The organism is Streptomyces piniterrae, from assembly GCF_005048155.1.
In the GTDB taxonomy this organism is placed as follows: Bacteria; Actinomycetota; Actinomycetes; order Streptomycetales; family Streptomycetaceae; genus Streptomyces; species Streptomyces piniterrae.
Genome location: NZ_SUMB01000007.1, coordinates 298,444 through 323,552, shown reverse-complemented (window position 1 = coordinate 323,552; position 25,109 = coordinate 298,444). Strand labels below are relative to the sequence as shown.

At 71.2% G+C, this 25,109-nt stretch carries 26 protein-coding genes and 1 pseudogene; 7 read left to right on the top strand and 20 right to left on the bottom strand.

Features of this window, described 5'->3' with window-relative positions:
• Nucleotides 1-66: 66 nt before the first annotated feature.
• Nucleotides 67-1,281, bottom strand: coding sequence for a glycoside hydrolase family protein (locus tag FCH28_RS21845; RefSeq protein ID WP_136741769.1), 1,215 nt, complete (start codon nucleotides 1,279-1,281; stop codon nucleotides 67-69).
• Nucleotides 1,281-2,249 carry a 5-dehydro-4-deoxyglucarate dehydratase gene (locus FCH28_RS21840; RefSeq protein ID WP_136741768.1) on the bottom strand — a complete coding sequence of 323 codons (969 nt, stop codon included), beginning with the start codon at nucleotides 2,247-2,249 and terminating at the stop codon, nucleotides 1,281-1,283. The genes FCH28_RS21845 and FCH28_RS21840 overlap by 1 nt, the downstream gene beginning before the upstream one ends.
• A gap of 257 nt (nucleotides 2,250-2,506) precedes the next feature.
• Here FCH28_RS21840 and FCH28_RS21835 point away from each other — a divergent pair, with 257 nt between their 5' ends.
• The 3 genes from FCH28_RS21835 (at nucleotide 2,507) to FCH28_RS21825 (ending at nucleotide 5,058) form a co-directional block, all read left to right on the top strand.
• The gene (locus tag FCH28_RS21835) at nucleotides 2,507-3,340 is read left to right on the top strand and encodes an NAD-dependent epimerase/dehydratase family protein (protein WP_136741767.1); all 834 of its coding nucleotides are present in this window, start codon (nucleotides 2,507-2,509) and stop codon (nucleotides 3,338-3,340) included.
• Between the two features lie 90 nt (nucleotides 3,341-3,430).
• A complete protein-coding gene (locus FCH28_RS21830; RefSeq protein ID WP_136741766.1) occupies nucleotides 3,431-3,703 on the top strand; it encodes a GlsB/YeaQ/YmgE family stress response membrane protein in 273 nt (90 codons plus the stop codon).
• A 116-nt stretch (nucleotides 3,704-3,819) separates the two neighbouring features.
• Entirely contained in the window at nucleotides 3,820-5,058 is a 1,239-nt protein-coding gene (locus FCH28_RS21825) for a TerD family protein (RefSeq protein WP_136741885.1), read from the top strand.
• Between the two features lie 55 nt (nucleotides 5,059-5,113).
• On the opposite strand, the gene FCH28_RS21820 is transcribed toward FCH28_RS21825, so the two are convergent.
• Nucleotides 5,114-6,154, bottom strand: a complete 1,041-nt coding sequence (locus tag FCH28_RS21820) for an MsnO8 family LLM class oxidoreductase (protein WP_136741765.1) — start codon at nucleotides 6,152-6,154, stop codon at nucleotides 5,114-5,116.
• Between the two features lie 77 nt (nucleotides 6,155-6,231).
• Between FCH28_RS21820 and FCH28_RS21815 the strand changes: the two genes are divergently transcribed.
• Complete coding sequence (locus FCH28_RS21815; protein ID WP_136741764.1) at nucleotides 6,232-7,152, top strand: class I SAM-dependent methyltransferase; 921 nt, start codon at nucleotides 6,232-6,234, stop codon at nucleotides 7,150-7,152.
• Here FCH28_RS21815 and FCH28_RS21810 read toward each other — a convergent pair.
• Complete coding sequence (locus FCH28_RS21810) at nucleotides 7,124-8,557, bottom strand: alkaline phosphatase PhoX (protein ID WP_136741763.1); 1,434 nt, start codon at nucleotides 8,555-8,557, stop codon at nucleotides 7,124-7,126. The genes FCH28_RS21815 and FCH28_RS21810 overlap by 29 nt on opposite strands.
• Before the next feature lie 288 nt (nucleotides 8,558-8,845).
• A complete protein-coding gene (locus tag FCH28_RS21805) occupies nucleotides 8,846-10,390 on the bottom strand; it encodes a hypothetical protein (protein ID WP_136741762.1) in 1,545 nt (514 codons plus the stop codon).
• A gap of 228 nt (nucleotides 10,391-10,618) precedes the next feature.
• On the opposite strand from FCH28_RS21805, the gene FCH28_RS21800 reads away from it, so the two are divergent.
• From FCH28_RS21800 to FCH28_RS21795, 3 genes and pseudogenes are all read left to right on the top strand, one after another.
• Nucleotides 10,619-12,472, top strand: coding sequence for an endonuclease/exonuclease/phosphatase family protein (locus FCH28_RS21800; RefSeq protein ID WP_136741761.1), 1,854 nt, complete (start codon nucleotides 10,619-10,621; stop codon nucleotides 12,470-12,472).
• A 98-nt stretch (nucleotides 12,473-12,570) separates the two neighbouring features.
• A complete protein-coding gene (locus tag FCH28_RS38220; RefSeq protein WP_169314216.1) occupies nucleotides 12,571-12,735 on the top strand; it encodes a hypothetical protein in 165 nt (54 codons plus the stop codon).
• A 66-nt stretch (nucleotides 12,736-12,801) separates the two neighbouring features.
• Nucleotides 12,802-13,779 (top strand): annotated as a pseudogene (locus tag FCH28_RS21795) (4-hydroxy-tetrahydrodipicolinate synthase family protein); the annotation flags it as partial.
• Here FCH28_RS21795 and FCH28_RS21790 read toward each other — a convergent pair.
• The 15 genes from FCH28_RS21790 to FCH28_RS21720 all read right to left on the bottom strand — a co-directional run bounded on the left by FCH28_RS21790 (nucleotide 13,667) and on the right by FCH28_RS21720 (nucleotide 24,969).
• Nucleotides 13,667-14,647 (bottom strand): EI24 domain-containing protein, encoded by a 981-nt coding sequence (locus FCH28_RS21790; protein WP_136741759.1) that lies wholly within the window; start codon nucleotides 14,645-14,647, stop codon nucleotides 13,667-13,669. The pseudogene FCH28_RS21795 and the gene FCH28_RS21790 sit on opposite strands and share 113 nt — an antisense overlap.
• 49 nt (nucleotides 14,648-14,696) lie before the next feature.
• Complete coding sequence (locus FCH28_RS21785; protein ID WP_136741758.1) at nucleotides 14,697-15,404, bottom strand: hypothetical protein; 708 nt, start codon at nucleotides 15,402-15,404, stop codon at nucleotides 14,697-14,699.
• Complete coding sequence (locus tag FCH28_RS21780; protein ID WP_136741757.1) at nucleotides 15,401-15,613, bottom strand: hypothetical protein; 213 nt, start codon at nucleotides 15,611-15,613, stop codon at nucleotides 15,401-15,403. The genes FCH28_RS21785 and FCH28_RS21780 overlap by 4 nt, the downstream gene beginning before the upstream one ends.
• A 252-nt stretch (nucleotides 15,614-15,865) precedes the next feature.
• A complete protein-coding gene (dapD, locus tag FCH28_RS21775) occupies nucleotides 15,866-16,870 on the bottom strand; it encodes a 2,3,4,5-tetrahydropyridine-2,6-dicarboxylate N-succinyltransferase (RefSeq protein ID WP_136741756.1) in 1,005 nt (334 codons plus the stop codon).
• Nucleotides 16,871-16,913: 43 nt separating this feature from the next.
• Nucleotides 16,914-17,468: a TetR/AcrR family transcriptional regulator gene (locus FCH28_RS21770; protein ID WP_136741755.1), complete on the bottom strand. Its 555-nt coding sequence runs from the start codon at nucleotides 17,466-17,468 to the stop codon at nucleotides 16,914-16,916.
• Nucleotides 17,468-17,788: a DMT family transporter gene (locus tag FCH28_RS21765; protein ID WP_136741754.1), complete on the bottom strand. Its 321-nt coding sequence runs from the start codon at nucleotides 17,786-17,788 to the stop codon at nucleotides 17,468-17,470. The genes FCH28_RS21770 and FCH28_RS21765 overlap by 1 nt, the downstream gene beginning before the upstream one ends.
• A gap of 54 nt (nucleotides 17,789-17,842) precedes the next feature.
• The gene (locus tag FCH28_RS21760) at nucleotides 17,843-18,208 is read right to left on the bottom strand and encodes a VOC family protein (protein WP_136741753.1); all 366 of its coding nucleotides are present in this window, start codon (nucleotides 18,206-18,208) and stop codon (nucleotides 17,843-17,845) included.
• Nucleotides 18,209-18,291: 83 nt separating this feature from the next.
• Nucleotides 18,292-18,627 (bottom strand): metal-sulfur cluster assembly factor, encoded by a 336-nt coding sequence (locus FCH28_RS21755; protein WP_136741752.1) that lies wholly within the window; start codon nucleotides 18,625-18,627, stop codon nucleotides 18,292-18,294.
• Nucleotides 18,624-19,082, bottom strand: a complete 459-nt coding sequence (gene sufU, locus FCH28_RS21750) for a Fe-S cluster assembly sulfur transfer protein SufU (protein WP_136741751.1) — start codon at nucleotides 19,080-19,082, stop codon at nucleotides 18,624-18,626. The genes FCH28_RS21755 and sufU overlap by 4 nt, the downstream gene beginning before the upstream one ends.
• A gap of 46 nt (nucleotides 19,083-19,128) precedes the next feature.
• The gene (locus FCH28_RS21745; protein ID WP_136741750.1) at nucleotides 19,129-20,385 is read right to left on the bottom strand and encodes a cysteine desulfurase; all 1,257 of its coding nucleotides are present in this window, start codon (nucleotides 20,383-20,385) and stop codon (nucleotides 19,129-19,131) included.
• Nucleotides 20,382-21,146 (bottom strand): Fe-S cluster assembly ATPase SufC, encoded by a 765-nt coding sequence (gene sufC, locus FCH28_RS21740; RefSeq protein ID WP_136741749.1) that lies wholly within the window; start codon nucleotides 21,144-21,146, stop codon nucleotides 20,382-20,384. Before sufC ends, FCH28_RS21745 begins: the two co-directional genes overlap by 4 nt.
• A 7-nt stretch (nucleotides 21,147-21,153) precedes the next feature.
• Nucleotides 21,154-21,483, bottom strand: coding sequence for a non-heme iron oxygenase ferredoxin subunit (locus tag FCH28_RS21735; RefSeq protein ID WP_136741748.1), 330 nt, complete (start codon nucleotides 21,481-21,483; stop codon nucleotides 21,154-21,156).
• A complete protein-coding gene (sufD, locus tag FCH28_RS21730) occupies nucleotides 21,480-22,664 on the bottom strand; it encodes a Fe-S cluster assembly protein SufD (RefSeq protein WP_136741747.1) in 1,185 nt (394 codons plus the stop codon). The genes FCH28_RS21735 and sufD overlap by 4 nt, the downstream gene beginning before the upstream one ends.
• Before the next feature lie 59 nt (nucleotides 22,665-22,723).
• Nucleotides 22,724-24,145: a Fe-S cluster assembly protein SufB gene (gene sufB, locus FCH28_RS21725; protein WP_136741746.1), complete on the bottom strand. Its 1,422-nt coding sequence runs from the start codon at nucleotides 24,143-24,145 to the stop codon at nucleotides 22,724-22,726.
• Nucleotides 24,142-24,969, bottom strand: a complete 828-nt coding sequence (locus tag FCH28_RS21720; RefSeq protein ID WP_136741745.1) for a helix-turn-helix transcriptional regulator — start codon at nucleotides 24,967-24,969, stop codon at nucleotides 24,142-24,144. The genes sufB and FCH28_RS21720 overlap by 4 nt, the downstream gene beginning before the upstream one ends.
• Nucleotides 24,970-25,109 lie beyond the last annotated feature (140 nt).

The window sequence follows — 25,109 nt, the reverse complement described above, 5'->3', positions numbered from 1 at the left end:
GGCGAAGCCCGCCACACCGGCCACACCCACCGCACCGGCCGGGCCGACGCGGCAGGCCGGGCTGTTTCAGCGCGCGGTGCTGCCCCCGGTGTCGCGGAGCGCGGCCCGTACGGCGGTCAGGTCGCGGTCGCTCGCCAGGCCCGCGTGGTAGAGCCGCAGTGCGTTCGCACCCAGCGACGCGGCGTGCGCGGCGTCGGCGGCGAGGGTGCCGGGGCTGCCGCCCAGGCCGGAGACGACGGTGAGATTGGCGGCGACGGTCGCGCCGTGGTCGCGCCCGCGGTCCGCGAACGGTCCGAGGGCGTCGGCACGCGCCGCGTCGTCACCGGTGCACGGGACGACGACGCCGTCGGCGTGCGACAGGACGTCCGCCGGGTCCACCCCGGCGTTGGCGCCACAGCGGTGCGCGGCCGGATCGGCGTGCAGCAGCACCCGGAACTCCCCGCCCGCCGCGTCGCGCACGGCGCGCACGGCCGCGCGCTGGAGAGTCCGCGCGGCCCGGTCCCGCCAGCCGCGCACCACCTCCGCGATGTCCGCGCCGAGCAGCTCCGAGGCCGCGCCCCACTCCACCGCCCGGTCCTTCGGCCGGTCCGCCGCGGCCCCCCACAACGGTTCCAGAGCCCGCACCACACGATGCCTCAACTCACCACCGGGCAGGCCGAGTTGGGCATACCCCTCGGCGCACACCGAGCAGAAGCACAGGGACATCAGATACTGCGCGGCGCCGGAGAGCGGCACGCCGCCGATCTTGTCGTGGCCGTGCGGATGGGCCAGCCCGTACCAGCCGCAGGACTCCAGCTCGGTACCGCGCGCCCCGGGCCGCACGGCGGCCTCCGCGGCGAGCCGGACGAGGTAGTCGCGCACCTCGGGGCGGGCGATGCACGGCGCCCACGGGTACGGATCGCCGTACGCGTTGCGGACGACGGCGGACGGATGCTCGGCGCCGAGCCGGGAGTTGTGCGCCAGCACGACCCATGTATGCACCTCCAGACCGCCGTCGGCCAGCGCCCGCGCGGCCGCCCCGAAGGGGTCCTCGCCCTCGACCCAGTCCTGGGCGTACGGCCGCAGCGCCCGGCCCGCCCAGCGGGCGGCGTCCGGCGGGTACAGCACGGCGGAGTGCCGGGCGGTGACGATGCGGTGGCGGGGGTGGCGCGGGGTGAGGGCGCGGGTGGAGTGGTAGGCGGAGGCCAGGGTGACCTGGTGGACGCCCAGGTCGGCGACGCGGCCCGCGGCGTCCGGATCACCGACGACGTCCCACGGGTAGAGGAACGCGGCGGTACGCATCAGTCGCCGCCGCCTCGCACGAGGGCCAGGCCGCGCTCGATCAGTGCGGCGAGCTCCTGGACATGCGCCGGGGCCGGTTCGCCGAGCGGCGGCCGCACCCCGCCGACGTCCAGACCGCGCAGCCGCACACCGGCCTTGACCAGCGAAACGGCATAGCCGTGACCCCGCTTGCGCAGCTCGACCAGCGGCCGGTAGAAGCCGTCCAGGAGCCGGCCGACGGTGGCCTGGTCGCCGGTGTTCAGCGCCCGGTGGAAGGCGAGGGCGATCTCGGGGGCGAAGGCGAAGACGGCGGAGGAGTAGCGGCGGACGCCCAGGCCCAGGTAGGCGGGGCCGGTGAGTTCCGCCGTGGGCAGGCCGTTGAAGTACAGGAACTTCTCGTCCGCGGCCTCGCTGCGCACCGCGCTGATGATGCGCTGGAGCAGATCCAGGTCCCCCAGGCCGTCCTTGAGGCCGATGATGCCCGGGGTCCTGGCGAGCGCGACGACGGTGGCCGGTTCGAAGACGGCGTTGTCGCGCTGGTAGACGATGACGGGAAGCGGGGTGGCGGCGGCGAGTTCGGCGTAGTGCCGCAGCAGTCCGTCCTGTCCGGCGACGACCAGGTAGGGCGGCATGGCGAGCAGCCCGTCGGCGCCCGCCTCCTGGGCGAGCCCGGCGAACCGGACGGCGAGCGCGGTGCCGTAGCCCGTACCGGCGACCACCGGGACGCGGCCGGCGGCCTCTTCCACCGCGGCGGCCACGCAGTCGGCGAACTCCTCGGGGGTGAGCGCGTGGAACTCACCGGTGCCGCAGCAGGCGAAGACGGCGGCCGCGCCCGCGTCGATCCCGGCCCGCACATGGGCGCGGAAGGCCGCCAGGTCCGGGGCACCGTCCGGCGCGTACGCGGTCACGGGGAAGAACAGCAGTCCGTCGAGGCGTTCGGCGAGCTGGGGGTGCCGCCCGGCGGTGGCCGGGGAAGGGGGTGCGGTCACGGGCTCTCCCTGATGACATGCCGCGCATGCTTGAACCGTGCATATTTCTGATCAGAGTCCATGTTCCTGAACATGACCACGCTAGGGCAGCCGTCCCGCACCGGTCAAGGACGCACAACTGCCGTGCGACAAGGGGATTTACCCGGTCGTTCAACCGTCTTGACCGCGGCGATCCGACTTCCTAGCGTCGTCCGTCCGTACATCCATCTGAATACTGTTTGTGGATACAGCCTTGCCGTTCGGCCGGAGGAGTCCCCATGACCGCACCCCGCACCGTCCTGCTCACCGGCGCCGCCGGAGGCATGGGCACCCTGATGCGCGAGCTGCTGCCGCCCTACGGATACCGGCTCCGGCTCTTCGACCGGCGGCCCGTCGACCGCCGAACCAGCGAGAACGCAGCCGGCGAACCGGACGTCATCACCGCCGATCTGGCCGACCGCAAGGCGCTGCGCGAGGCGGTACGCGACGTCGACGCGATCATCCATCTGGCCGGAATCTCCCTGGAGGCACCCTTCGAGAAAATCCTCCGGGCCAACATCGAGGGCACCTACCACCTCTACGAAGCCGCCCGCGAAGAAGGCGTACGCAGGGTCGTCTTCGCCTCCTCCAACCACGCCGTCGGCTTCACGCCCCGCCCAGCGGACGGCTCCGCCGCGATCCCCGTCGACACACCCCACCGCCCGGACACCTACTACGGCCTCTCCAAAGGGTTCGGCGAGGACCTCGCCTCGCTCTACTGGGACCTGCACGGCATCGAGACCGTCTCGATCCGTATCGGCTCCTGCTTCCCCCGGCCGACATCGGTGCGGATGCTGTCGATCTGGCTGAGCCCGGCCGACTGCGCGCGGCTGCTGCACGCCGCGCTCACCGCGCCGGACGTCGGCCACACCGTCGTCCACGGCTCCTCGGCCAACACCCGCCTGTGGTGGGACCTGTCGACCGCCCGCGCCCTGGGGTACGAACCGCAGGACGACTCCGAGCCGTACGCCGCCGAACTCGTCGCCGCGCACGGCGAACTGGACCCGGACGACCCCGAACACGCCCACCTCGGCGGCGCCTTCTGCACCGACCCGCCCCAGTGGCCCCACTGAACGTGGGCCATGCCACCTCGCGGAACCCGTACCGTCCGGTCCGCGTCCTCGTCTGTAGTACCAATCCCGCGCAGGAACGAGGAACGCATCATGGGCATCGTCAGCTGGCTCGTACTGGGGCTGATCGCGGGCGTCATCGCCAAGGTCCTGCTGCCGGGACGGGACCCGGGCGGGCTCGTCGGCACCACACTGATCGGCATCGCCGGGTCCTTCATCGGCGGCTGGCTGTCCACCAAGTTCCTGGACCGCCCCATCCCGAAGAACTTCTACGACCCGTCCATGTGGGTGGCCGCCATCGCCGGCGCCCTGGTCCTGCTGATCGTCTACCGACTGCTCTTCGGCAACTCGCGCGAACGCCGCTGAACGAGCCGGTCCGGGGCTGTTTCCGCCCCCGGACCGCCCTCGGAACCGGGCGGCCATCCGCGTGCGGGTAATGGAACCGCAAAAGCCGGCCGTTCGTTACTGCTGGCATGACCGCTATGACTCCTGGCTCGAACCTCCCGCTCACCGCCGCGCGGGTGGCGGTGGACGTCACCGCCCCCGTGCGGCTGGACGTGTCGGGCCTGCTGCTCACCGCTGACGGCAAGGTGCGCTCCGACGACGACTTCGTGTTCTACAACCAGCCCAGCGGCCCCGGCGTGGCGCACACCGCCGCGGCCGGCGGCACCGGCGACACCATCACCGTGGACACCGCGGCGGTGCCCGACGACATCCAGAAGGTCGTGGTCACCGCCAGCCTCGACGCCCCCGGCGCGACCTTCGCCGGCACCGAGCCGACCGGCACCGTCCGCGACGCCGACAACGGCAGCGTCATCGCCTCCTTCACCCCGCCGCGCCTCGGCACGGAAACCGCGCTGGTCGTCATGGAGATCTACCGCCGCAACGGCGCCTGGAAGGTCCGCGCCGTCGGCCAGGGCTACGCCAACGGCCTGGCCGGGATCGCCACCGACTTCGGCGTCTCCGTGGACGAGGAACCGGCCGCCGCCGCCCCGCAGGCGCCTCCGACACCGCAGGCACCCGCCGCTCCCCCGGCCGCGCCGGCCCCCGCGCCGGCCGCCCCGCCGCAGGCAGCGGCACCTCCCGCCCCCGCCGCCCAGCCCGCCACTCCCACCGAGCCCGCCCCCGGGTTCCCGTCCCTCGGCAAGGTCAACCTCGACAAGGGCCGCGTAAACCTCCAGAAGAACCAGACGGTCTCGCTGGTCAAGGGCGGCCAGCCGCTCCTCACCTCGGTCAAGATGGGCCTCGGCTGGGAGCCCGCCTTCCGCGGCAAGAACATCGACCTGGACGCCTCCGTGATCGCCTACGGTCCGGACCGCAAGAAGGTCGACAACTGCTTCTTCGGCAAGCTGTCGATCCTCAACGGCGCGATCCAGCACTCCGGCGACAACCTCACCGGCGACGGCTCCGGCGACGACGAGGTCATCACCGTCCACCTCGGCGGGCTGCCCCCGCAGGTCACCGGCCTGGTCTTCACCGTGAACTCCTTCTCCGGGCAGAAGTTCTCCGACGTCGCCAAGGCGTACTGCCGGCTGACCGACGCCCAGACCGGCGAGGAACTCGTCCGCTTCGACCTCACCGGCTCGGAGCCGCGCACCGGCGTGATGATGGCGAAATTCATCCGCCAGTTCTCCGGCGAGTGGGAGATGACGGCCATGGGCGAATTCGTCGACGCGCGCACCGTCCGTGGTATGCAGAAGCCCGCGGCCGCGGCGCTCTGACCGGGTGGCACGCGAGCGGCGCCGTCCCACCGACGGCGCCGCGCCGCGGCCCCCGTCAGCCTCGTCCCACCAGCCCCGCCACCCTCGCCAGCCGCTCGTACGACTCCAGCAGCGCCGCACGGTCGGAGGTACTGGTGGTCACCAGCGCCTCGTCCGCGCCACTGCGGTCGATCAGGGCACCGAGAGCCTCGGCGACCTCGTCCTCGGTGCCATGCACATGGCCGCGCAGCGCGTCCTCGTAGAACCCCCGCTCCCGCGCGGACATCCCCTCCCCACCGGACAGCGCCTCCGCGACGGGCAGCAACGGCGGAAACACCCCGTGGACCCGCGAATACGCCAGCGACCGGGCCTCCGGCACCAGCAGCCGGCGCGCAGCCTCCCGCGTGCCCGCCACCGCCACCGTCCCGGAGATCACCACATACGGGCGGTCCCAAAACGCCGAGGGCCGGAACCCGGCACGGTAGCTGTCGATGGCGTCCAGCATCTTCTTCGGCGCCCGGAAGTCACCGATCACCAGCGCCAGCCCGGCCGCCGCCGCGATCTGCGCCCCCGCGCCCGTGGCCAGCACGAACGCGGGCACCCTCAGCCCCTCGGCCGGCCGGGCGTGCACCTGCGGATGGACCGTCTGGGCACCCGTGAAGTAGCCCAGCAGCTCGGCGAGCCGGGCACCGAAGTCCTCGGTCGCGTCCTTCTCCGTGCCCAGCGCCCGCCGGATCCCGCCGGTGAAGCCCACCGACCGGCCGAGCCCCATATCGATCCGGCCGGGGAAGAGCGACTCCAGGACACCGAACTGCTCCGCCACGACCAGCGGCCGGTGGTTGGGCAGCATCACCCCGCCCGTACCGACCCGGATGGCCGATGTCGCCGACGCCACCGCCGCCGCCAGCACCGTGGGCGCGGAGCCCGCCACGCCCGGCACGCTGTGGTGCTCGGAGACCCAGAAGCGGTGGTAGCCGAGCTCCTCGGCGCGCCGGGCGAGCGCCACCGTGTCCCGCAGCGCCGCCGCCTCCGGACCGCCCTCGATGGTGCGCGAGCGGTCCAGGATCGAGAATCGAGTTGTCCGTAGCGTCGAGGTCGCAGAGGTCTTCGAGGTCACCTCCCTTACAACGTCCGCACCCGCGCAAGATTCCGCACTCCGCACGACACCCCCACGGCACGCACCAGGAGCGCTCGATGACGCAGCAGCCACCGCCCGGCGACCCGGACCTCCCCGAACGGGTGGCGACGATCTACGGCGAGGACGATCTCAGCACCGTGCCCGCCTTCGCCGGCGGCTTCATCAACTTCGGCTACTGGGCGCGGCTGCCCGATATCGCCGGCCGCCCGCTGTCCGAGGCCGACCGCATCCGCAGCGAGCAGGACCTCTACCGCCGGGTGCTGGGCACCTTCGACCGGCCGCGGGGCAGCACCGCCCTGGAGGTCGGCTGCGGGCGGGGGCTGGGCTGCGTACTGGCCCTGGAGGAGTTCGGCCTGGGGATGGTCATCGGGCTGGACGCCCACCCGGACCAGATCGCCCGCGCCCGCACCCTCCACGAGGCGCTGCTCACCGGCCCCGAGCCCGGGTCCGCGGCGGCCAAGTACCGCGGCCGGCTGGACTTCCTCCTCGGCGCCGCCCAGCGCATCCCGCTCCCCGACGCCGCCGTCGACTGCCTCTACTCCGTCGAGGCCGCCCAGCACTTCCGCGATCTGCCCGCCTTCGCCCGCGAGGCGGCACGGGTGCTGCGCCCCGGCGGCCGGCTGGCGCTCACCACGTTCTTCGCCCGCAACCAGGACGCCGCCCGCGCACTGCCGGAGCTGCTGCCGGCGTACGCGGACGGCCTGGACGTCCCCCATGTGATCGACGACGCCGCCGCGGCGCTGGCCGCGGCGGGCCTGCGGGACGTCCGGGTGCAGTCGATCGGGGACGCCGTCTGGGAGGGCTACGACCTCTATATGGCCCAGCGTCCCGAGCTCCGCGACGAGTGGCCGCGCCGCTATCTCACCGCGTACGAGACCGGTCTGCTGGACTACTACGTCATCACGGCGACGGCGCCGGGGGCCGCCGCCGACGTCCCCGCCGGTACCGCTACCGCTGGCGCTGCCAGGGCCCGGTGATCGCCAGCATGATCCCGGGGTCCTGGATGTTCGCGAACAGGGTCTGTCCGTCCGGGGCGAACACCGGCCCGGTGAACTCGCTGAACTCCGGCTCCTGGTCGGTGCCGATGTTGAGGTCGTTGCGCGCGATCGGGTAGGTCCGGCCGTCCTCGGTGGCGCCGAACAGGTGCTGGACGCCCTCGCCGTCCTCGGCGATGATCAGCCCGCCGTAGGGCGAGACGGTGATGTTGTCGGGGCCGTCCAGCGCGCCGTCCTTCGACGGGTCCGGGTTGACGCCGAGCAGCACCTTCAGGGTCAGCGTCCGCCGCCGCGGGTCGTAGAACCAGACCTGGCCGTCGTGCTGGACCGGGCTCTCCTCGCGGGCGAAGGAGGCCACGATGTACGCGCCGCCGTCCGCCCACCACATGCCCTCCAGCTTGCGGGCGCGGGTGATCTCACCCTCGGCGAACTGCTTGCGGACCGACGTCGTACGGGCGTCGCGGTCGGGGACCTCGATCCAGTCGACGCCGTAGACGGTGCCGGTCTTCGTGGCACGCGACAGGTCGTCGACGAATCGGCCGCCGGAGTCGAAGCACTTGGGGGCTTTCAGCACACCTGCGTCGTCGGCCAGCGTCCGCAGCTTGCCGCGGCCGTGCTCGAAGCCCTTCGGCGGGGTCCAGCGGTAGAACAGGCCGTTGGGGCCGGAGGCGTCCTCGGTCAGATAGAGGTGGCCGCGCCTGGGGTCGACGACCACCGCTTCGTGGGCGTAACGCCCCAGCGCCTTGATGGGCTTGGGGTCGCGGCCGGCCTTGACGTCGTGCGGGTCGACCTCGAAGACATAGCCGTGGTCCTTGGTCATGCCGTGCTCGCCGGCCTTGTCCTCGTTCTCCTCGCAGGTCAGCCAGGTGCCCCAAGGAGTGGTGCCGCCCGCGCAGTTGGTGGAGGTGCCGGCGATGCCGACCCACTCGCCGACCGGCGTACCGTCCTTGGCGACCTCGACGACGGTGCAGCCGCCGGACGCCGCCGGGTCGTAGACGAGCCCCTCGGCGAGCGGCACTGGGTGCGGCCAGTCGGCGCGCGGGCCCTTCAGCTCGTGGTTGTTGACGAGCAGGGTGCTGCCGCGGGTGCCCTCGAAGGTGCCGGTGCCGTCGTGGTTGGAGGGCGTGGTCTCGCCACTGTCGAGCTTGGTGACCCCGGTCCGAGTGATGATCTTGTACGAGAAGCCGGCGGGCAGCGCGAGGATGCCGTCCGGGTCCGGGATCAGCGGACCGTAGCCGAGCGCGCCGCCGTCCGCCGTGTCACCGCCGGGGGCTTCGCTGCCGATGGCTCCGGGCGCGGTGGCCAGCACGCCGACGCTGCCGGCCAGGGCCACGCCGGCACCGGCGAATGCGGAACGCTTTGCGAAGTCTCTGCGGGTGAGCGGCATTGTCATCTCCTGGATGGCCTGAGGTCCCCTGTGCCTGCGCGCACACGTTCCCGTGCGTCCCCGAACTCCAGTTGAACGCGGGCCGACATCCAGGAAGCGGTTACCTCTCGGCCATGGCGGGATCCCTTAGGGGATGTTCGAACAGATCCCCTAAGGGTCGCGAGGGCCCCCTGCGGGCCCACAACGCGGGAGGGCGGGGCGGTATTCCCGGGGGACCACCGCCCCGAAGCGTTCAGCCGTCCCCGAAGGGATCAGCCGTCCCGAAGAGTGAAGCCGCCCCCGAAGGGATCAGCCATCCCGCCGCGAGCGGGCCTTGAAGGCGGCCTTGCGGGCCTCCTTGGCGGCCTTCTTGTCCGGGTGGAGGCGGCCCATGGCCTCCAGGACGTCGGCGGTCGCCGGGTGGTCCACCCGCCAGGCCGCGTCGAAGAACCCGCTGTGCTGCTCGGTCAGCCCGCGGACGAGATCGCGCAGTTCGCCCGCCGCCTCGTCGTCCGCGCTGTCCAGCTGGGCGGCGATGGTGTCCACGGTCAGCCAGAAGATCATGTCCTGGGAAGGCTCGGGGATGCCGGGCGCGGCCCGCTCGGCGAGCCAGACCCGGGCCAGACCGCCCAGCTGCCGGTCGTCGAGGACCTCGCGCAGCGCGGCCTCGGCGTCCGGCGCGACCAGGGACAGGGTCTGCTGCGCGGCGAGCCGGCGCAGCGGGGCGCGCTCGTCGTCGCCGCGGGCGGCCGCCAGCAGGTCACGGGCCGCGTCCACCGACGTACGGGCCGCGAGCCACTGCTCCGACTCGGCCTGGGCGAGCGCCTCGGGATAGTCGGGCAGCGCGTCGAGCAGGACGTCGGCACCCTTGTCGGTGAGGTCGCCGACGGCCGGTGCGTGGACACCCGCGTCCAGCATGCGGGCACGTACGGCGTAGACGCCCAGCGGGGTGAGGCGCACCAGGCCGTAGCGGGAGACGTCCTCGTCCGCGAGGGGGTCGGCCGGAGCCTCCCCCGGGCCGGCGGCGGCAGGTCCCTGGGGGCGTACCGCCTGGCCGTCCTCGTCGAGTTCCTCGATCAGCGCCTCGTCGACCGGCCGGTACGCCACCAGCCCGATCGGCTCCAGCACCCGGAACTGGTCGTCCAGGCGCATCATCGCCTCGGAGACCTCTTCCAGGATGTCGTCGGTCGGCTCGTCCATGTCGTCCGGGACGATCATGGACGCGGCCAGTGCCGGCAGCGGAACGTCCCGGTCGGGGCCCTCGCTCAGGGCGGTGAGCAGATAGAGGTTGCCGAGGATGCCGTCCAGCAGCTCGGCTTCCTCCTCCGGGTTCCAGTCGATCGCGTCCAGGTCGAGTTCGCCGCCGTCGGCGAGCTGCTCGGCAATGTCGGAGAGGTCGGGGGCGGCCGCGTCGGCGAGCACCGTCTCCATGCCGCTGAGCCAGATGTCGAGGATGTCCTGCGGGCTGCCGGAGGTGAGCAGGCCCAGTTCCTCGCCGGGGGTGGCGGTGCCGACCGCGACACCTTCCGCGAGTTCGCCGTCCTCCTCGCCGTCGGCCTCGCCGGCACCGTCATCGGGCTCGTCGATCTCCACCAGGCCGGTGTCCACCGCCAGCTGCCATGCCTCGGCGGTGTACGCGGGGCCGTCCTCGTCGCCCGCCAGGCCCAGGAGCTCGGTGGCGGCGGCCAGTGACTCTTCGAGGATCTCGCCGCCGACGCCGACGGGAACGCCCCTCTCGGCCCAGCGGGCGAGCTTCGCGGCCCTCGCCATCAGCGGAGCGCTCAGCGCGTCCCGGGCCAGCTCCGCTTCGGAGTGCAGCCGGACCGGCGGCAGGGTAGGGCGGTCTGCGGACATCTCGGGCTCAGCTCCTCGAACGGACTACGGCTCGTTGCGACGTCCCAGCGTAGACGGAATTCCGGGTATCTCGGGCGGTTCACCCACCCGCCCGCATCCCGTCACCCGGCGAACCTTGACAACTCCCCTGTCCGCAAAAGAGATTGACGCGCGTAGAGGGCGCTGGTGCACTCCTTGACGCTCCTCTTACGGCCACCCCCCACTTCCTCTCTTTCTCGGAGGCACTTCATGCCGTCCCGTCGTCCGCTCCGCAGGCCCGTCGCCGTAGGCGCGGTGGCCTGCGCCGCCCTCGCCACCGGACTGCTCGTCGTCCCGCAGTCGGCGTCCGCCGCGGGCTCCCGGATCCACGACATCCAGGGCAGCACCCGAATATCCCCGCTGGCCGGCAAGCAGGTCAGCGGCGTGCCCGGCGTCGTCACCGGGGTCCGGGCGTTCGGCTCGGCCCGCGGCTTCTGGGTGCAGGACCCGCACCCGGACAAGAACGCGGCGACCAGCGAGGCGGTGTTCGTCTTCACCGGCAAGGAGACGCCGAAGGTCGACGTCGGTGACGCGGTCACCGTCGACGGCACGGTGAGCGAGTACTACCCCGGCGGCAAGGACGCCGGTCTCCAGTCCGTCACCGAAATCACCGACGCCACCTGGAAGGTGACCTCCTCGGGCGCCTCGCTGCCGGCCGCCTTCAAGCTCAACCCGGCCTCGGTGCCGGACCGTTACGCGCCCACGGCGGACGCCGAGAACGCGGCGGGCGGGAACATCGAGTCGCTGCCGCTGCGCCCCCGCTCGTACGCGCTGGACCGCTACGAGTCCCTGGAGGGCATGCGGGTCTCGGTCGGGGACGCCCCGGTCGTCGGCCCGACCAGCAGTCACCACGAGCTGTGGGTCACCGCCGAACCGCGCCACAACCGCACGCCCCGCGGCGGCACCCTCTACGGCTCGTACGCGGACCCCAACTCCGGTCGGGTGAAGGTCGCTTCGCTGATCCCCTTCGCGCAGCAGCCGTTCCCGGTGGCCGATGTCGGCGACGAGCTGACCGGCTCCACCGCCGGCCCGCTGGACTACGACAACTACGGCGGCTACACCCTCCAGGCCACCGAACTGGGCAAGGTCACCGACCACGGCCCGGCCCCGGAGACCACCCGCAAGCAGAAGCCCGACGAGCTGGCCGTGGCCACGTACAACGTCGAGAACCTCTCCCCCGCCACCCCGCAGGCCAAGTTCGACCGGCTGGCGAAGGCGCTGGTGCACAACCTGTCCGCGCCCGATGTCGTCGCCCTGGAGGAGGTGCAGGACGACAACGGCCCGAAGAACGACGGGGTGGTCTCGGCCGGTGAGACGCTGAAGAAGCTCACCGACGCCATCAAGGCGGCCGGCGGCCCGGCGTACGAGTGGCGGCAGATCGACCCGGCGGACGACCAGGACGGCGGGCAGCCCGGCGGCAACATCCGTGTCGCGTTCCTCTTCAACCCCGAGCGGGTGTCGTTCACGGACGTCAAGGGCGGCGACGCCACCACGCCGGTGAAGGTGGTCGCCGACCACGGCAAGGCCGGGCTCTCCGTCTCCCCGGGCCGGATCGCACCCGCCGACGAGGCGTGGAAGGCCAGCCGCAAGCCGCTGGTCGGGCAGTTCTCGCTGAAGAATCGTCCCGGCAGCCGGGTGTTCGTGATCGCCAACCACTTCAACTCCAAGGGCGGCGACCAGGGCCTGGACAGCCGGTTCCAGCCGCCGGCCAGGACGTCGGAGACCCAGCGCACCGCGCAGGCCCGGCTGGTCAACGCCTTCGTCAAGGACCTGCTCGCCAAGGACCCCAAGGCCGATGTGGTGGTGGCCGGCGACCTGAACGACTACCAGTTCTCGCCCGCCCTGAAGGCCCTGACCGGCGGCGGTGCGCTCACCGACCTCGTCACCGGCCTGCCGCGCGCCGAGCGCTACGGCTACGTCTACAGCGGCAACTCCCAGGTGCTGGACCACATGCTCACCAGCCGCCATCTGGCCCGTACCGACTACGACATCGTCCATATCAACGCCGAGTACGCCGACCAGGCGAGCGACCACGACCCGCAGGTGCTGCGCATCCGGCCGTGACGGCCTCCGTCACCCTCCGGCCACGTTCAGATCGCCAACTCCCGCTGGGAGTGCGCTACTGAGCAGGTAAGCACCATCGGCCGGACAAGGAAGCCATCATGCCGAAATCGCAGAACCGTAAGTCAGGCAAGGAGCGCGCCGCCAAGCAGCGCGCCGACCGCGAGCGGAAGCCAGGGATGCCGGATATGCCCGACATGCCGGAGGAGTCCTCTGCGGAGCGGACCCAGGACCTGAAGCCCGGGTCGCATCCCATGCCCGACTGACGCACAAGGGCCCGAGCGGCCCGGGGCGGCCGCCGCACTTTCCGGTGTGCGGCGGCCGCCCCGCACTTCGGCCGTACGACGGTCGCCATGGTCACCCCGTTCACCGCCGACGGGGAGCTGGACCCGGACGGCGCACAGCGGCTCGCCACCCAGCTCGTCGATGAGGGTGGCTGTGACGGGCGCCGGCAGGGGGCGCGAAGCTCCAGTGGAGCCGGTGCTTGCACCGGGGGGACCACCGGCGAGTCCCCCACCACCTCGGACGCCGAGAAGGAAACGCTGCTGCGGGCCGTCGTCGAGGCCGTCGGCGACCGGGCGCGGATCGTCGCGGGGGTCGGCACCAGCGACACCCGGCACACCGTCGCGCTGGCCCGCGCCGCCGAACGGGCGGGCGCACACGGCCTGTTGGTGGTCACGCCGCACTGTTCCCGGCCCACCCAGTACGCCGTTGCGCACCATCTGCGGACGGCCGCGGACGCCACCGGGCTGCCGGTGATGCTGTACGACATCCCGCGCCGCACCGGTACCGCGCTGAGCGCCGGGACCCTGCGGCGGCTGGCCGGCCATCCGCGGATCGCGGCCGTCAAGGACTGCGGCCACGACCTGCTGAAGTCGGCGAAGGTGCTGGCCACCACCGAGCTCGCCTACTACGCGGGCTGCGACGAACAGATCCTGCCGCTACGGGCCATCGGCGCCACGGGGTGCATCAGCACCGCCGCCAACCTCGCGCCGCGCGCGGTGCGCGCCGTACTGGACGCCTACGACGCGGGGGACACGGCGGAGGCCGCCCGCCGTCAGCTCGCTCTGGTGCCCCTGATCGAGGCGATGACCGGCGGCGGGACGCCCGGCGCGGTCGCCGCGAAGGCGCTGCTCCGCCACCTGGGACGGCCGGTGGGAGTGGTCCGCGGGCCGCTGCTGGACGCCGGTCCCGAGCTCACCAGCCGGCCGGCGGACGCGCTCCGGACGGCCCTGGGCCGGCCGGCGGCTGAGGGTACGGGTGAGGCTGCTGCGGATACTGCGCTGACTGCTGAGACTGTCCCTGGTTAGGCGGGTAGGGCGTGGGCGCGGGCCCGAAACCGCCCGGGGCGGCCTGACCCTGCGGCGCCGCGCCCTGCGGCTGCCCGTACGGCGCACCGGCCTGCGGCTGCCCGGTCTGCCCGTCGCCCGGCGGCTGCTCCTCCCCGGGCACCAGGTCCCGTACCAGCAGCGTCGCGCCGGCCACCGCGCCCGGCATCAGGATCACCGCGACGAAGGGGATGAGGAACAGCAGCACGACCGGGGTGCCGAAGCCGATGGCGAGCGCCTTGCGGCCACGCATCAGCCGCAGCCGCTCGCGGACCGGGATGTCCCGGCGCTGCATCGCCACCGACGTCAGCTCGACGGCGAGGAAGAAGCCGGAGACACAGAAGCCGATGGCCGGGATCACGGTCTGCCCGATGACCGGGATGAATCCGAGGGCGAACAGCACGATGCCGAATCCGGCGGCCCGCAGCAGCACATGGACGCTGTCCCGCAGCGCGATCCAGATCTCCTGCCACAGCGGCCGGTCAGGACCCTCCGGGCAGTGCCCTTCGCTCTCCTCCACCTTCTCCGACAGCGACTCGTAGAAGGGGTCGCCGATCAGCAGCGTGACGGCGGTGAAGGTCAGGACGGACAGCATCAGCCCGCCGGCGAACAGCAGCGCCACGAACAGTCCGCGCAGCAGCCCCTGCCAGGGCGAGCCCCAGTCGTCGGCGAACGGCGTCGCCCAGGCGGCGATGTCCCAGGACCAGAGGGCCAGCACGGTGAGCACCGCCGCGTACAGCACCAGGGTGATCAGCGCGGGGATCAGGCCGAAGCCCCACCACCGGCCGTGCCCGGCGACCCACCGCTGCCCCTTGCCCAGATACTTCATCCCCGCTACAAGATCACGCATGGGCCAAGCCTAATGGCGTACCGGCGCCCTGGTGACACGGGCATGCCAGCTACAGCGGATCCGTTACGTCTCCGGTCAGCCGCGCCAATCGCCCCTGCAGCCAGTCGACCCGCGCCTGCATGAGGGACGCCTCGGCGGCCATCTCGGCCACCGTGCGTACGGCCGGACCGGCGGCCCGGCCCGCCACCTCTGCCCCGCCTTCGCCTTCGCCTTCGGTGTGGAGGTAGCCGGGGAGCACCCGCAGCCGCCCGCCGCTGAGCCTGGCGAACTCCGCGAAACCCACCATGTCGCGCCCTGCCGCACAGCCCGCACACGCCCCGGTCAGCACCCGCCACCCGGTCCGGCCCCAGCCCGCGTCCACGAAGACCTCCGGCGGCAGCCCGCAGCAGCACGGCCCGACGCGCACCACCCGCACCCGCTGCCGCGCATAGCGCATCCCGCGCTCGAAGCGGATGTACACGCCGAGCACCGTGACTTCCAGGAGCGCCGCCCGCCGGTAGGCGTCGGCGCAGGTCAGGGCCAGGGCGTCGGTGAGCGTGTGCAAACAGTGGAAACCGCAGTCGCAGCGCAGCGCGGGGCTGCGATGCCTTCGCCCGTAGACGCACCGCGCCTCGTCCACCACGCCGTACGGGGCGGCGCCGCCGATCGACACCCCGGCGAACCCGATCCGCCGCCCGTCGTGGGAGCGCACCGGGTGGGCGATCTTGTACCCGCGCGGCGGCTCGGCGGGACGCTCCTGCGGCAGCCGCAGCCTCATCGGCCGGCCGAGGCCACTGCGACGAACCGCTCACCGGCGGCCCGGCCCCCGGCGCCGGCCGACGCCCCGACCGCCTCCGGCCCGCCGCCCTGGGATCGGCCGCCCGCCCGCTCCGCATCCCGCGCCCCGTCCGACCGTGCCCCGTCTGCCCGCTCCCCAGGTCCCCGCTCCTCCGCGATGCCGACGGCGAGCGGTTTGCCCAGCTTCATGACGCCTCCCGGTACGGCCGTTGGACTTCGACCTCGCCATGGTGGCCCAGCCGCGACCGCTTGACACCAGCGCATCCAGGCCAGCGCTGCCACGCCCGGTGCACACCCCGTCCCACGCCCGCGCACAGGAAGGGGGAAGGCATGAAACCCTGAGCCGCCCGCGAGCTTCCGGAACAACGGCAGAGCGCCCTCCCCGGCCCGCCACCGGACCGAAAAGGGCGCTCACCGTGCTGGCTGTTCAGCCACGACCACTCAGTTGTGGCTGTGCAGAATCTCGTTGAGACCGCCCCAGACCGCCTTGTTCGGCCGGGCCTCGACGACGCCGGTGGTCGAGTTGCGGCGGAAGAGGATGTTGTCGCCGCCGGAGAGCTCCAGGGCCTTGACGATCTGGCCGTCGGGCATGGTGACCCGGGTACCCGCGGTCACGTACAGACCGGCTTCCACCACGCACTCGTCGCCGAGGGCGATGCCGACGCCCGCCTCGGCGCCGACCAGGCAGCGCTCGCCGATGGAGATGATCTGCTTGCCGCCGCCCGACAGGGTGCCCATGGTGGAGGCGCCGCCGCCGATGTCGCTGCCGTTGCCGATGACGACGCCCGCGCTGATCCGGCCCTCGATCATGGAGGTGCCCAGCGTGCCGGCGTTGAAGTTGACGAAGCCCTCGTGCATGACGGTGGTGCCGGCGGCGAGGTGAGCGCCCAGCCGCACCCGGTCGGCGTCCGCGATCCGCACGCCGCTGGGCGCGACATAGTCGGTCATCCGCGGGAACTTGTCGACGCTGGTGACCTGGAGGTGCTGGCCGTCGGCGCGGGCGTTCAGCCGCACCTTCTCCAACTGGTCGACGGCCACCGGGCCGAGCGAGGTCCAGGCGACGTTCGACAGCAGCCCGAAGACGCCTTCCAGGTTCTGCCCGTGCGGCTTGACCAGCCGGTGGCTGAGCAGGTGCAGACGCAGATAGGCGTCGTGCGCGTCCAGCGGCTTGTCGTCCAGCGAGGCGATGACCGTACGGACGGCCACGACCTCGACGTCACGGACCGGGTCGAGACCGATCGCCTTGATCGCGGCGGCGCCGAGCAGTTCGGTGGCGCGCTCGTCGTCGAGGCGCTCGGTGCCGGCCGGGCCGGTGCCTTCGTCGGTCGCGGTGACCAGCTCGGGCTTGGGGTACCAGGTGTCAAGAACGGTGCCGTCCGGGGTGACGGTGGCGAGCCCGGCGGCGACGGCGCCGGTAGTACGGGTGGAAGAAGCAGCATCGGTCATGCTGGAAACCTAACCGGAGGGTGCCCGCCGATGCGAACCGGTCTCAACGACCGGTCTCGGCCACCGGCCAGCCGGCCCCCGCCGCCCGTACCGCCTCGGGTGCGAAGGCCTGCCCGGTCAGCAAAAGCTGAAGCATGAGCCCGTCGACGAACGCCACCACGGCCCGCGCGGTCGTCGGATCCCCGATCTTCCGTCCCAGCAGCCGCACCATCTCGTCCAGGCACTCCGCCGCGATCGGCCGCACCGCTTCCCGCCGCAGCGCCGCCAGATACAACTCGTACTCCAGCCGCACCCGCTCCCGGTCGCCGGCCAGGGTCTCCTCGACGAGCCGGATCACCTCGTCGGCGAGCGGTACGGCCGGGTCGATGGCGTCCACCCACCGTGCGAAATCGTCCAGAAAGGCTCCGTTGGTCTGCCGCAACGCGGCGACCAGCAGCTCGTCGAGGGTCGCGAAGTGGTAGGTCGTCGACCCCAGCGGCACATCCGCCGCCGCGGCGACCGAACGGTGACTGAGCCCGGCGATCCCCCGCTCACCGACCACCGCGATCGCCGCGTCGATGATCCGCTGCCGCCGCTCGGGGTCATGGCGCCGCGCCATCAGTGCGCCCCGTCCAGATTCAGCACCACGACCCCGGCGATGACGAGCAGCACCCCGAGGATCTTCGCCAGGCTCGCGCTCTCCCCCAGGAACACCATCCCGATCGCCGCGATCACCGCGGTCCCGGCCCCGGACCAGATCGCGTACGCGGTCCCCACACTCATCGACTTGAGCGTCTGCGCGAGCAGCACAAAGGCGATCAGGTACCCGGCCGCGGTGGCCAGCGAAGGCCACAGTCTGCTGAAGCCGTCGCTGTACTTCATCGAGGTGGTCGCGAGGATCTCGGAGAGTATCGCGGCTGCCAGCGTCACATAGGCCATGCGTACGAGTGTACATAGTGTTGTGTACGGGCGTACACAACCTGCCTCGTACCGCTAGTCCACCAGCGACCGCTTGGGCGTCAGCACACAGAATTCGTTCCCCTCCGGGTCGGCGAGGACCACCCACGACACGTCGTCGCCCTGTCCGACATCCACCCGGCGGGCGCCCAGCGCCAGGAGCCGTTCGACCTCCGCGGCCTGGTCGTCCGGGGTCAGGTCCAGGTGCAGGCGGTTCTTGCGGGACTTCACCTCGGGCACGGGGAGGAAGACGATGCCCGGGAGGGCCTGCTCGTCGGCGCCGATGACGACCTCGTCGAGGGCCTCGTACAGGACGCGCCAGCCCAGCACGCGGGCCCAGAAGGCGGCCTGGCCCTTGAGGTCGTGGGCGTCGACGGCGATCTGATACAGCGATACGGCCATGCCCGCCAGTGTGCTGGCAAGCATGGCCGTATCGGGGTAAGTCGGAACGGCTCACGCGTGTCGCGTGTGCCCGGAGGCGGGGATCAGACGTTGAAGCCCAGCGCCCGCAGCTGCTCGCGGCCGTCGTCGGTGATCTTGTCCGGGCCCCACGGCGGCATCCAGACCCAGTTGATCTTCAGCTCGCTGACGATGCCGTCCGTGGCGGACTTGGCCTGGTCCTCGATGACGTCGGTCAGCGGACAGGCCGCGGAGGTCAGCGTCATGTCGATGGTCGCGATGTTGGCGTCATCGATGTGGATGCCGTAGATCAGGCCCAGATTGACGACGTCGATGCCCAGCTCGGGGTCGACGACGTCGTACAGCGCCTCGCGGACCTCTTCCTCGGTGGCCGGCTTGGTGGTGGTCGGGCTGTCGGTCATGCGGTCTTCGCCTCCTCGGAGAGGGCCTTGGCCGTGGCGTCCTTCCAGGCCATCCAGCTGAGCAGGGCGCACTTCACACGCGCCGGGTACTTCGAGACACCGGCGAACGCGACCGCGTCCTCCAGCACCTCCTCCATCGCGTCGTCGGGCTCCACCTTGCCCTTCGACTGCATCAGTTCCAGAAACGTCTCCTGGATCTTCTGCGCCTCGCCGAGCTGCTTGCCGACCAGGAGGTCGTTGAGCACCGACGCGCTGGCCTGGCTGATGGAGCAGCCCTGGCCCTCGTAGGACACATCCTCAATCGTCGCGCCGTCGAGCCGCACGCGCAGCGTGATCTCGTCGCCGCAGGTGGGGTTGACATGGTGCACTTCGGCGTCGCCGTCCCGAAGACCGCGCCCATGGGGGTGCTTGTAGTGGTCCAGGATGACTTCCTGGTACATGGAATCCAGCTTCACGGCTCAGTCAGTCCCTATCCGTCGCAGGCTCATCCGCTGTGCTTGCTTAACCGAAAAAGTTGCGGACGTGCTCCAGGCCCTCGACCAGGGCGTCGACCTCGCCGGGCGTGGAGTACAGATAGAACGACGCCCGCGTGGTCGCAGGAATTCCGTAGCGCAGGCAGACCGGCCGCGCGCAGTGGTGACCCACCCGGACCGCGATGCCCTGCTCGTCCAGCACCTGGCCGACGTCGTGCGGGTGGATGTCCCCGAGTGTGAAGGAGATCGTCGCGCCGCGGTCCTCGGCCGTGCTCGGCCCGATGATGCGCAGGTCAGGGACCTCCAGCAGCCGCTGCACGGCGTACTCGGTGATCGCGTGCTCATGCGCGGCGATGTTCTCCATGCCGATCGAGGAGAGGTAGTCCACGGCCGCGCCGAGGCCGACGGCCTGGGCGATCGGGGGCGTACCGGCCTCGAACTTGTGCGGCGCGGGCGCGTAGGTCGAGGAGTGCATGGACACCGTCTCGATCATTTCGCCGCCGCCGAGGAACGGAGGCAGGTCCTCCAGCAGCTCCTGACGGCCCCACAGCACACCGATACCGGTCGGGCCGCACATCTTGTGGCCGGTGAAGGCCACGAAGTCGGCCTGCAGCGCCTGCACGTCGAGCACCATGTGCGGGGCGGCCTGCGAGGCGTCGATGCAGACCAGCGCGCCGACTTCCTGCGCGCGCCGGATGATCGTCTCGACCGGGTTGACGGTGCCCAGCAGGTTGGAGACCAGCGTGAACGAGACGATCTTGGTCTTCTCGGTGATGATCTCGTCGATGTTGGAGAGGTCGAGCCGACCGTCGTCGGTCAGCCCGAACCACTTCAGCTTCGCGCCGGTGCGCTGCGACAGCAGCTGCCACGGAACGATGTTGGAGTGGTGCTCCATCTCCGAGATGACGATCTCGGTCTCGCGGTCCACCCGGTAGGGCTCATCGGCCCAGCCCAGCATGTTGGCCACGAGGTTGAGCGACTCGGAGGCGTTCTTGGTGAAGATCACCTCGTCGCGGCTCGGCGCGTTGATGAAGGCGGCGACCTTGTCGCGGGCACCTTCGTACAGCGCCGTGGCCTCCTCGGCGAGCACATGCACGCCGCGGTGGACGTTGGCGTTGTAGCGCTCGTAGTAGGCGTTCAGCGCATCGAGGACCTGGCGCGGCTTCTGCGAAGTCGCCGCGTTGTCCAGATACACGATCTTCTTCCCGTCGTGGACCACACGATCCAGAAGGGGGAAGTCCTTGCGGATCGCCTCTGTGTCAAGAAGGCCCGGCAGCTGTGTCACGCGGTTGCGCCACCCTTCGTGTAAGCCTCGTAGCCCTCGGCCTCCAGCTTGTCGGCGAGCTCGGCGCCACCGGACTCGGCGATCCGGCCGTTCGCGAACACGTGGACGTGGTCGGGCTTGATGTAGCGCAGGATGCGCGTGTAGTGGGTGATCAGCAGGGTGCCGACCTGGCCGGTCTCGCGGACGCGGTTGACGCCCTCGGAGACGGTGCGCAGCGCGTCGACGTCGAGGCCGGAGTCGGTCTCGTCGAGGATCGCGATGGCCGGCTTGAGCAGCTCCAGCTGGAGGATCTCGTGGCGCTTCTTCTCACCGCCGGAGAAGCCCTCGTTGACGTTGCGCTCGGCGAACTCGGGGTCCATGTGAAGGCGCTCCATGGCCTCCTTGACCTCCTTGACCCACAGCCGCAGCTTGGGGGCCTCGCCGCGGATCGCGGTGGCGGAGGTGCGCAGGAAGTTGGAGACGGAGACACCGGGCACCTCGACCGGGTACTGCATGGCGAGGAAGACGCCGGCCCGCGCGCGCTCGTCGACGGACATCTCCAGGACGTCCTCGCCGTCGAGGGTGACGGTGCCGCCGGTGACGGTGTACTTGGGGTGACCGGCCAGGGAGTAGGCGAGGGTCGACTTGCCGGAGCCGTTGGGGCCCATGATGGCGTGCGTCTCGCCCTGCTTCACGGTCAGGTCGACGCCCTTCAGGATCTCCCGCGGGCCGTTCTCGGCGTCGACGGAGACGTGCAGGTCGTGGATCTCAAGCGTTGCCATGGGGAACTCAGGACTCCTGGGTGACGGAGACGAGCACAGATGCGTCTGGGCCCTCTCCTTCGATCTTGACGGGGTATACGGGGACGGGGCGCGTCGCGGGAAGACCGGACGGCTTACCGGTACGCAGGTCGAAACTCGAGCCGTGCAGCCAGCACTCGATCGAGCAGTCCTCGACCTCGCCCTCAGAGAGGGAGACATTCGCATGCGAGCAGATGTCGTTGATCGCGAACACCTCTCCCTCGGTGCGGACGAGGGAGACCGGCGTGCCGTCGATTTCCACCCTCTTGGGGGTGTCCTCCGCCAGCTCGCCGAGCGCCGCTACGCGTACGTACGTCATGCCGCGGACGCTTCCAGCTCGGCCTCGATCTTGCTCATCAGACGCTCTTCGACGTCCGGGAGACCGATCTGCTGGACCAGCTCGGCGAAGAAGCCGCGGACGACCAGACGGCGGGCCTCATCGGCCGGGATGCCGCGGGCCATCAGGTAGAACAGCTGCTCGTCGTCGAACCGGCCGGTCGCCGAGGCGTGCCCGGCGCCGACGATCTCGCCGGTTTCGATCTCGAGGTTCGGAACGGAATCGACCCGCGCGCCGTCGGTGAGGACGAGGTTGCGGTTGAGCTCGTAGGTGTCGGTGCCGGTGGCGGACGCCTGGATCAGGACGTCGCCGATCCAGACCGCGTGGGCGTCCTGGCCCTGGAGCGCGCCCTTGTAGACGACGTTGGAGCGGCAGTTGGTCGCCTCGTGGTCGACGAACAGGCGGTGCTCCTGGTGCTGGCCCTGCTCGGTGAAGTACAGGCCGTAGAGCTCGGCCTCGCCGCCGGGGCCCGCGTAGGTGACCCGCGGGTGGAGCCGGACCAGGTCGCCGCCGAAGGTGACGACCACGGACTTGAACGTGGCGTCCCGGCCGACGAGGGCGTTGTGCTGGCCGACGTGGACGGCGTTGTCGTCCCAGTCCTGGACGGAGACGACGGTCAGCTTGGCGCCGTCGCCCAGCAGGTAGTCGACGTTGGCGGCGAGCAGCGCGTCACCGGTGTGGTCGATGACGACGACCGCCTCGGCGAACGCGCCGAGCTCGACGACCTGGTGGCCGAAGGCGGTGCCGCCCGCACCGTGCACGGTGATCCGGATCGGCTCGGTGAGCACGGTCTCCTTGGGGACCGTGACGACCGACGCCTTCTCGAAGTTGCTGTACGCCTGCGCGGCGACGCGGTCCACGGGCTTGCCGGCCTTGCCGACGCGCGGGTCCTCGCGGTCCACGAGTTCGTGGGTGACGCCCTCGGGTGCGGTGATGTCGATCTTCAGGTCGGCACCGCCCGCGACGGCGCTGCCGTCGTGCAGGCCGCGCAGCCGCGCGAGGGGAGTGAAGCGCCACTCCTCCTCACGGCCGTGCGGCACCGGGAAGTCCGCCACGTCGTAGGACGGCGGGGCGCTCATCCGGGTGGCGACGGTGGACTCCGCGGCCACCGCGATGGAGCCGGTGGTCGTGGAACCCGCCGGGATGTTCTGAGCCTCAGCCATGGCTGTCGTCGTGCTCGCTTTCTGCAATCAGGGAGTCGGTCGCTGCGTGGGGCCGGGCGTCAGCCGACCGCGCCTTCCATCTGCAGCTCGATCAGCCGGTTCAGCTCCAGCGCGTACTCCATCGGCAGCTCACGGGCGATCGGCTCGACGAAGCCGCGCACGATCATCGCCATGGCCTCGAACTCCGTCAGGCCGCGGGCCATCAGGTAGAAGAGCTGGTCCTCGGAGACCTTGGAGACGGTGGCCTCGTGGCCCATGGAGACGTCGTCCTCGCGGACGTCGACATACGGGTAGGTGTCCGACCGGGAGATGGTGTCCACCAGCAGCGCGTCGCACAGCACGTTGGACTTGGAGCCCGCGGCGCCCTCGCCGATCTCGACCAGACCGCGGTAGGAGGTACGGCCGCCGCCTCGCGCCACCGACTTGGAGACGATGTTGGAGGAGGTGTTCGGCGCCATGTGGACCATCTTGGAGCCGGCGTCCTGGTGCTGGCCCTCGCCGGCGAAGGCGATGGACAGGGTCTCGCCCTTGGCGTGCTCGCCCATCAGGTAGACCGCCGGGTACTTCATGGTCACCTTGGAGCCGAGGTTGCCGTCGACCCACTCCATGGTCGCGCCCTCGTAGGCGACGGCGCGCTTGGTGACCAGGTTGTAGACGTTGTTCGACCAGTTCTGGATGGTCGTGTAGCGGCAGCGGCCGCCCTTCTTCACGATGATCTCGACGACCGCGGAGTGCAGCGAGTCCGACTTGTAGATCGGCGCGGTGCAGCCCTCGACGTAGTGGACGTAGGCGTCCTCGTCGACGATGATCAGCGTCCGCTCGAACTGGCCCATGTTCTCGGTGTTGATCCGGAAGTAGGCCTGGAGCGGGATGTCCACGTGGACACCCTTGGGGACGTAGATGAACGAGCCACCGGACCACACGGCGGTGTTCAGCGACGCGAACTTGTTGTCGCCGACCGGGATGACCGTGCCGAAGTACTCCTGGAAGATCTCCGGGTGCTCCTTCAGCGCGGTGTCGGTGTCCAGGAAGATGACGCCCTGCTCCTCCAGGTCCTCACGGATCTGGTGGTAGACGACCTCGGACTCGTACTGCGCGGCGACACCGGCGACCAGGCGCTGCTTCTCCGCCTCGGGGATGCCGAGCTTGTCGTAGGTGTTCTTGATGTCCTCGGGCAGGTCCTCCCAGCTGGCGGCCTGCTGCTCGGTGGAGCGGACGAAGTACTTGATGTTGTCGAAGTCGATGCCCGACAGGTCGGAGCCCCAGTTCGGCATGGGCTTCTTGTCGAACAGCCGCAGGCCCTTGAGGCGCAGCTTGAGCATCCACTCCGGCTCGTTCTTCTTCGCCGAGATGTCGCGGACGACGTCCTCGGACAGACCGCGCTTGGCCGAGGCGCCGGCCACGTCGGAGTCGGCCCAGCCGTATTCGTAGTTGCCCAGGCCCTCGAGCTCGGGGTGAGCAGTCTCCGTGGGGAGCGTCATGCGGGGTTCCTCCCGGCCGTGCTTGCAGATTCTGTGGTGGTCTTCGTCATCCGCCCAGTGGTGCTGTGAGCGGATTTGCCGGCCTTCGGGATGAAGGTCGTGCACACCCCGTCCCCATGGGCGATGGTGGCGAGACGCTGTACATGGGTCCCCAGCAGACGGGAGAAGACCTCGGTCTCCGCCTCGCACAGCTGCGGGTACTGCTCGGCGACATGGGCGACCGGGCAGTGGTGCTGGCAGAGCTGTTCACCGAGCTGGGAATTGGGCGCGCTGCGCGCCGTAGCAGCGTACCCGTCCGCGGTCAACGCCTCCGCAAGGGCCTGGGTGCGGGCCTCCGGCTCGGCCGCGTCGACGGCCTCGCGGTAGCTCTCGGCCTGCGTGGCGAGCCGCGCGCGGGCGAACGCGGCGACCGCGGCCTCGCCCATCTCGCCGCCGCCCGCGGTCTGCGCGATCCAGCGCAGCGCGTCGGTGGCCAGCTGGTCGTAGGCCTGGTCGAAGGCGTCCCGACCGCAGTCGGTGAGGGCGAAGGCCTTGGCGGGGCGGCCGCGGCCACGGGCTCCGTAGACGCGCTTCTCGCGGGGCTCCACGACGCCCTCCGCGGCCAGCGCGTCGAGGTGACGGCGGACGGCCGCCTGGGTGAGCTCCAGGCGGAGGGCGAGCTCGGCCGCGGTGGACGGACCGTGGTCGAGGATGGAGCGGGCGACCCGGTTGCGGGTGCCCTGGTGCTCGTCGTGCGCAGACGGAGCGCCGGTGGAGCGTGCGGCACCGGGCCCGGCGGTCGGCTCGACCGCGGGCGCCTCCCGGTCCTCGCTCACGTTTTTCACAACGTCATTGTTGCGTAATTCGTCAGAGCGATACAACCCTCGTCCGCATCACGGACTGGTGGCCTCGATCACTTAGGGTCACCTAATTCCGGGCCGTCTCCGGGGCCCCGGGACGGGCCCGCGGCCGCTCTCCGTAGACT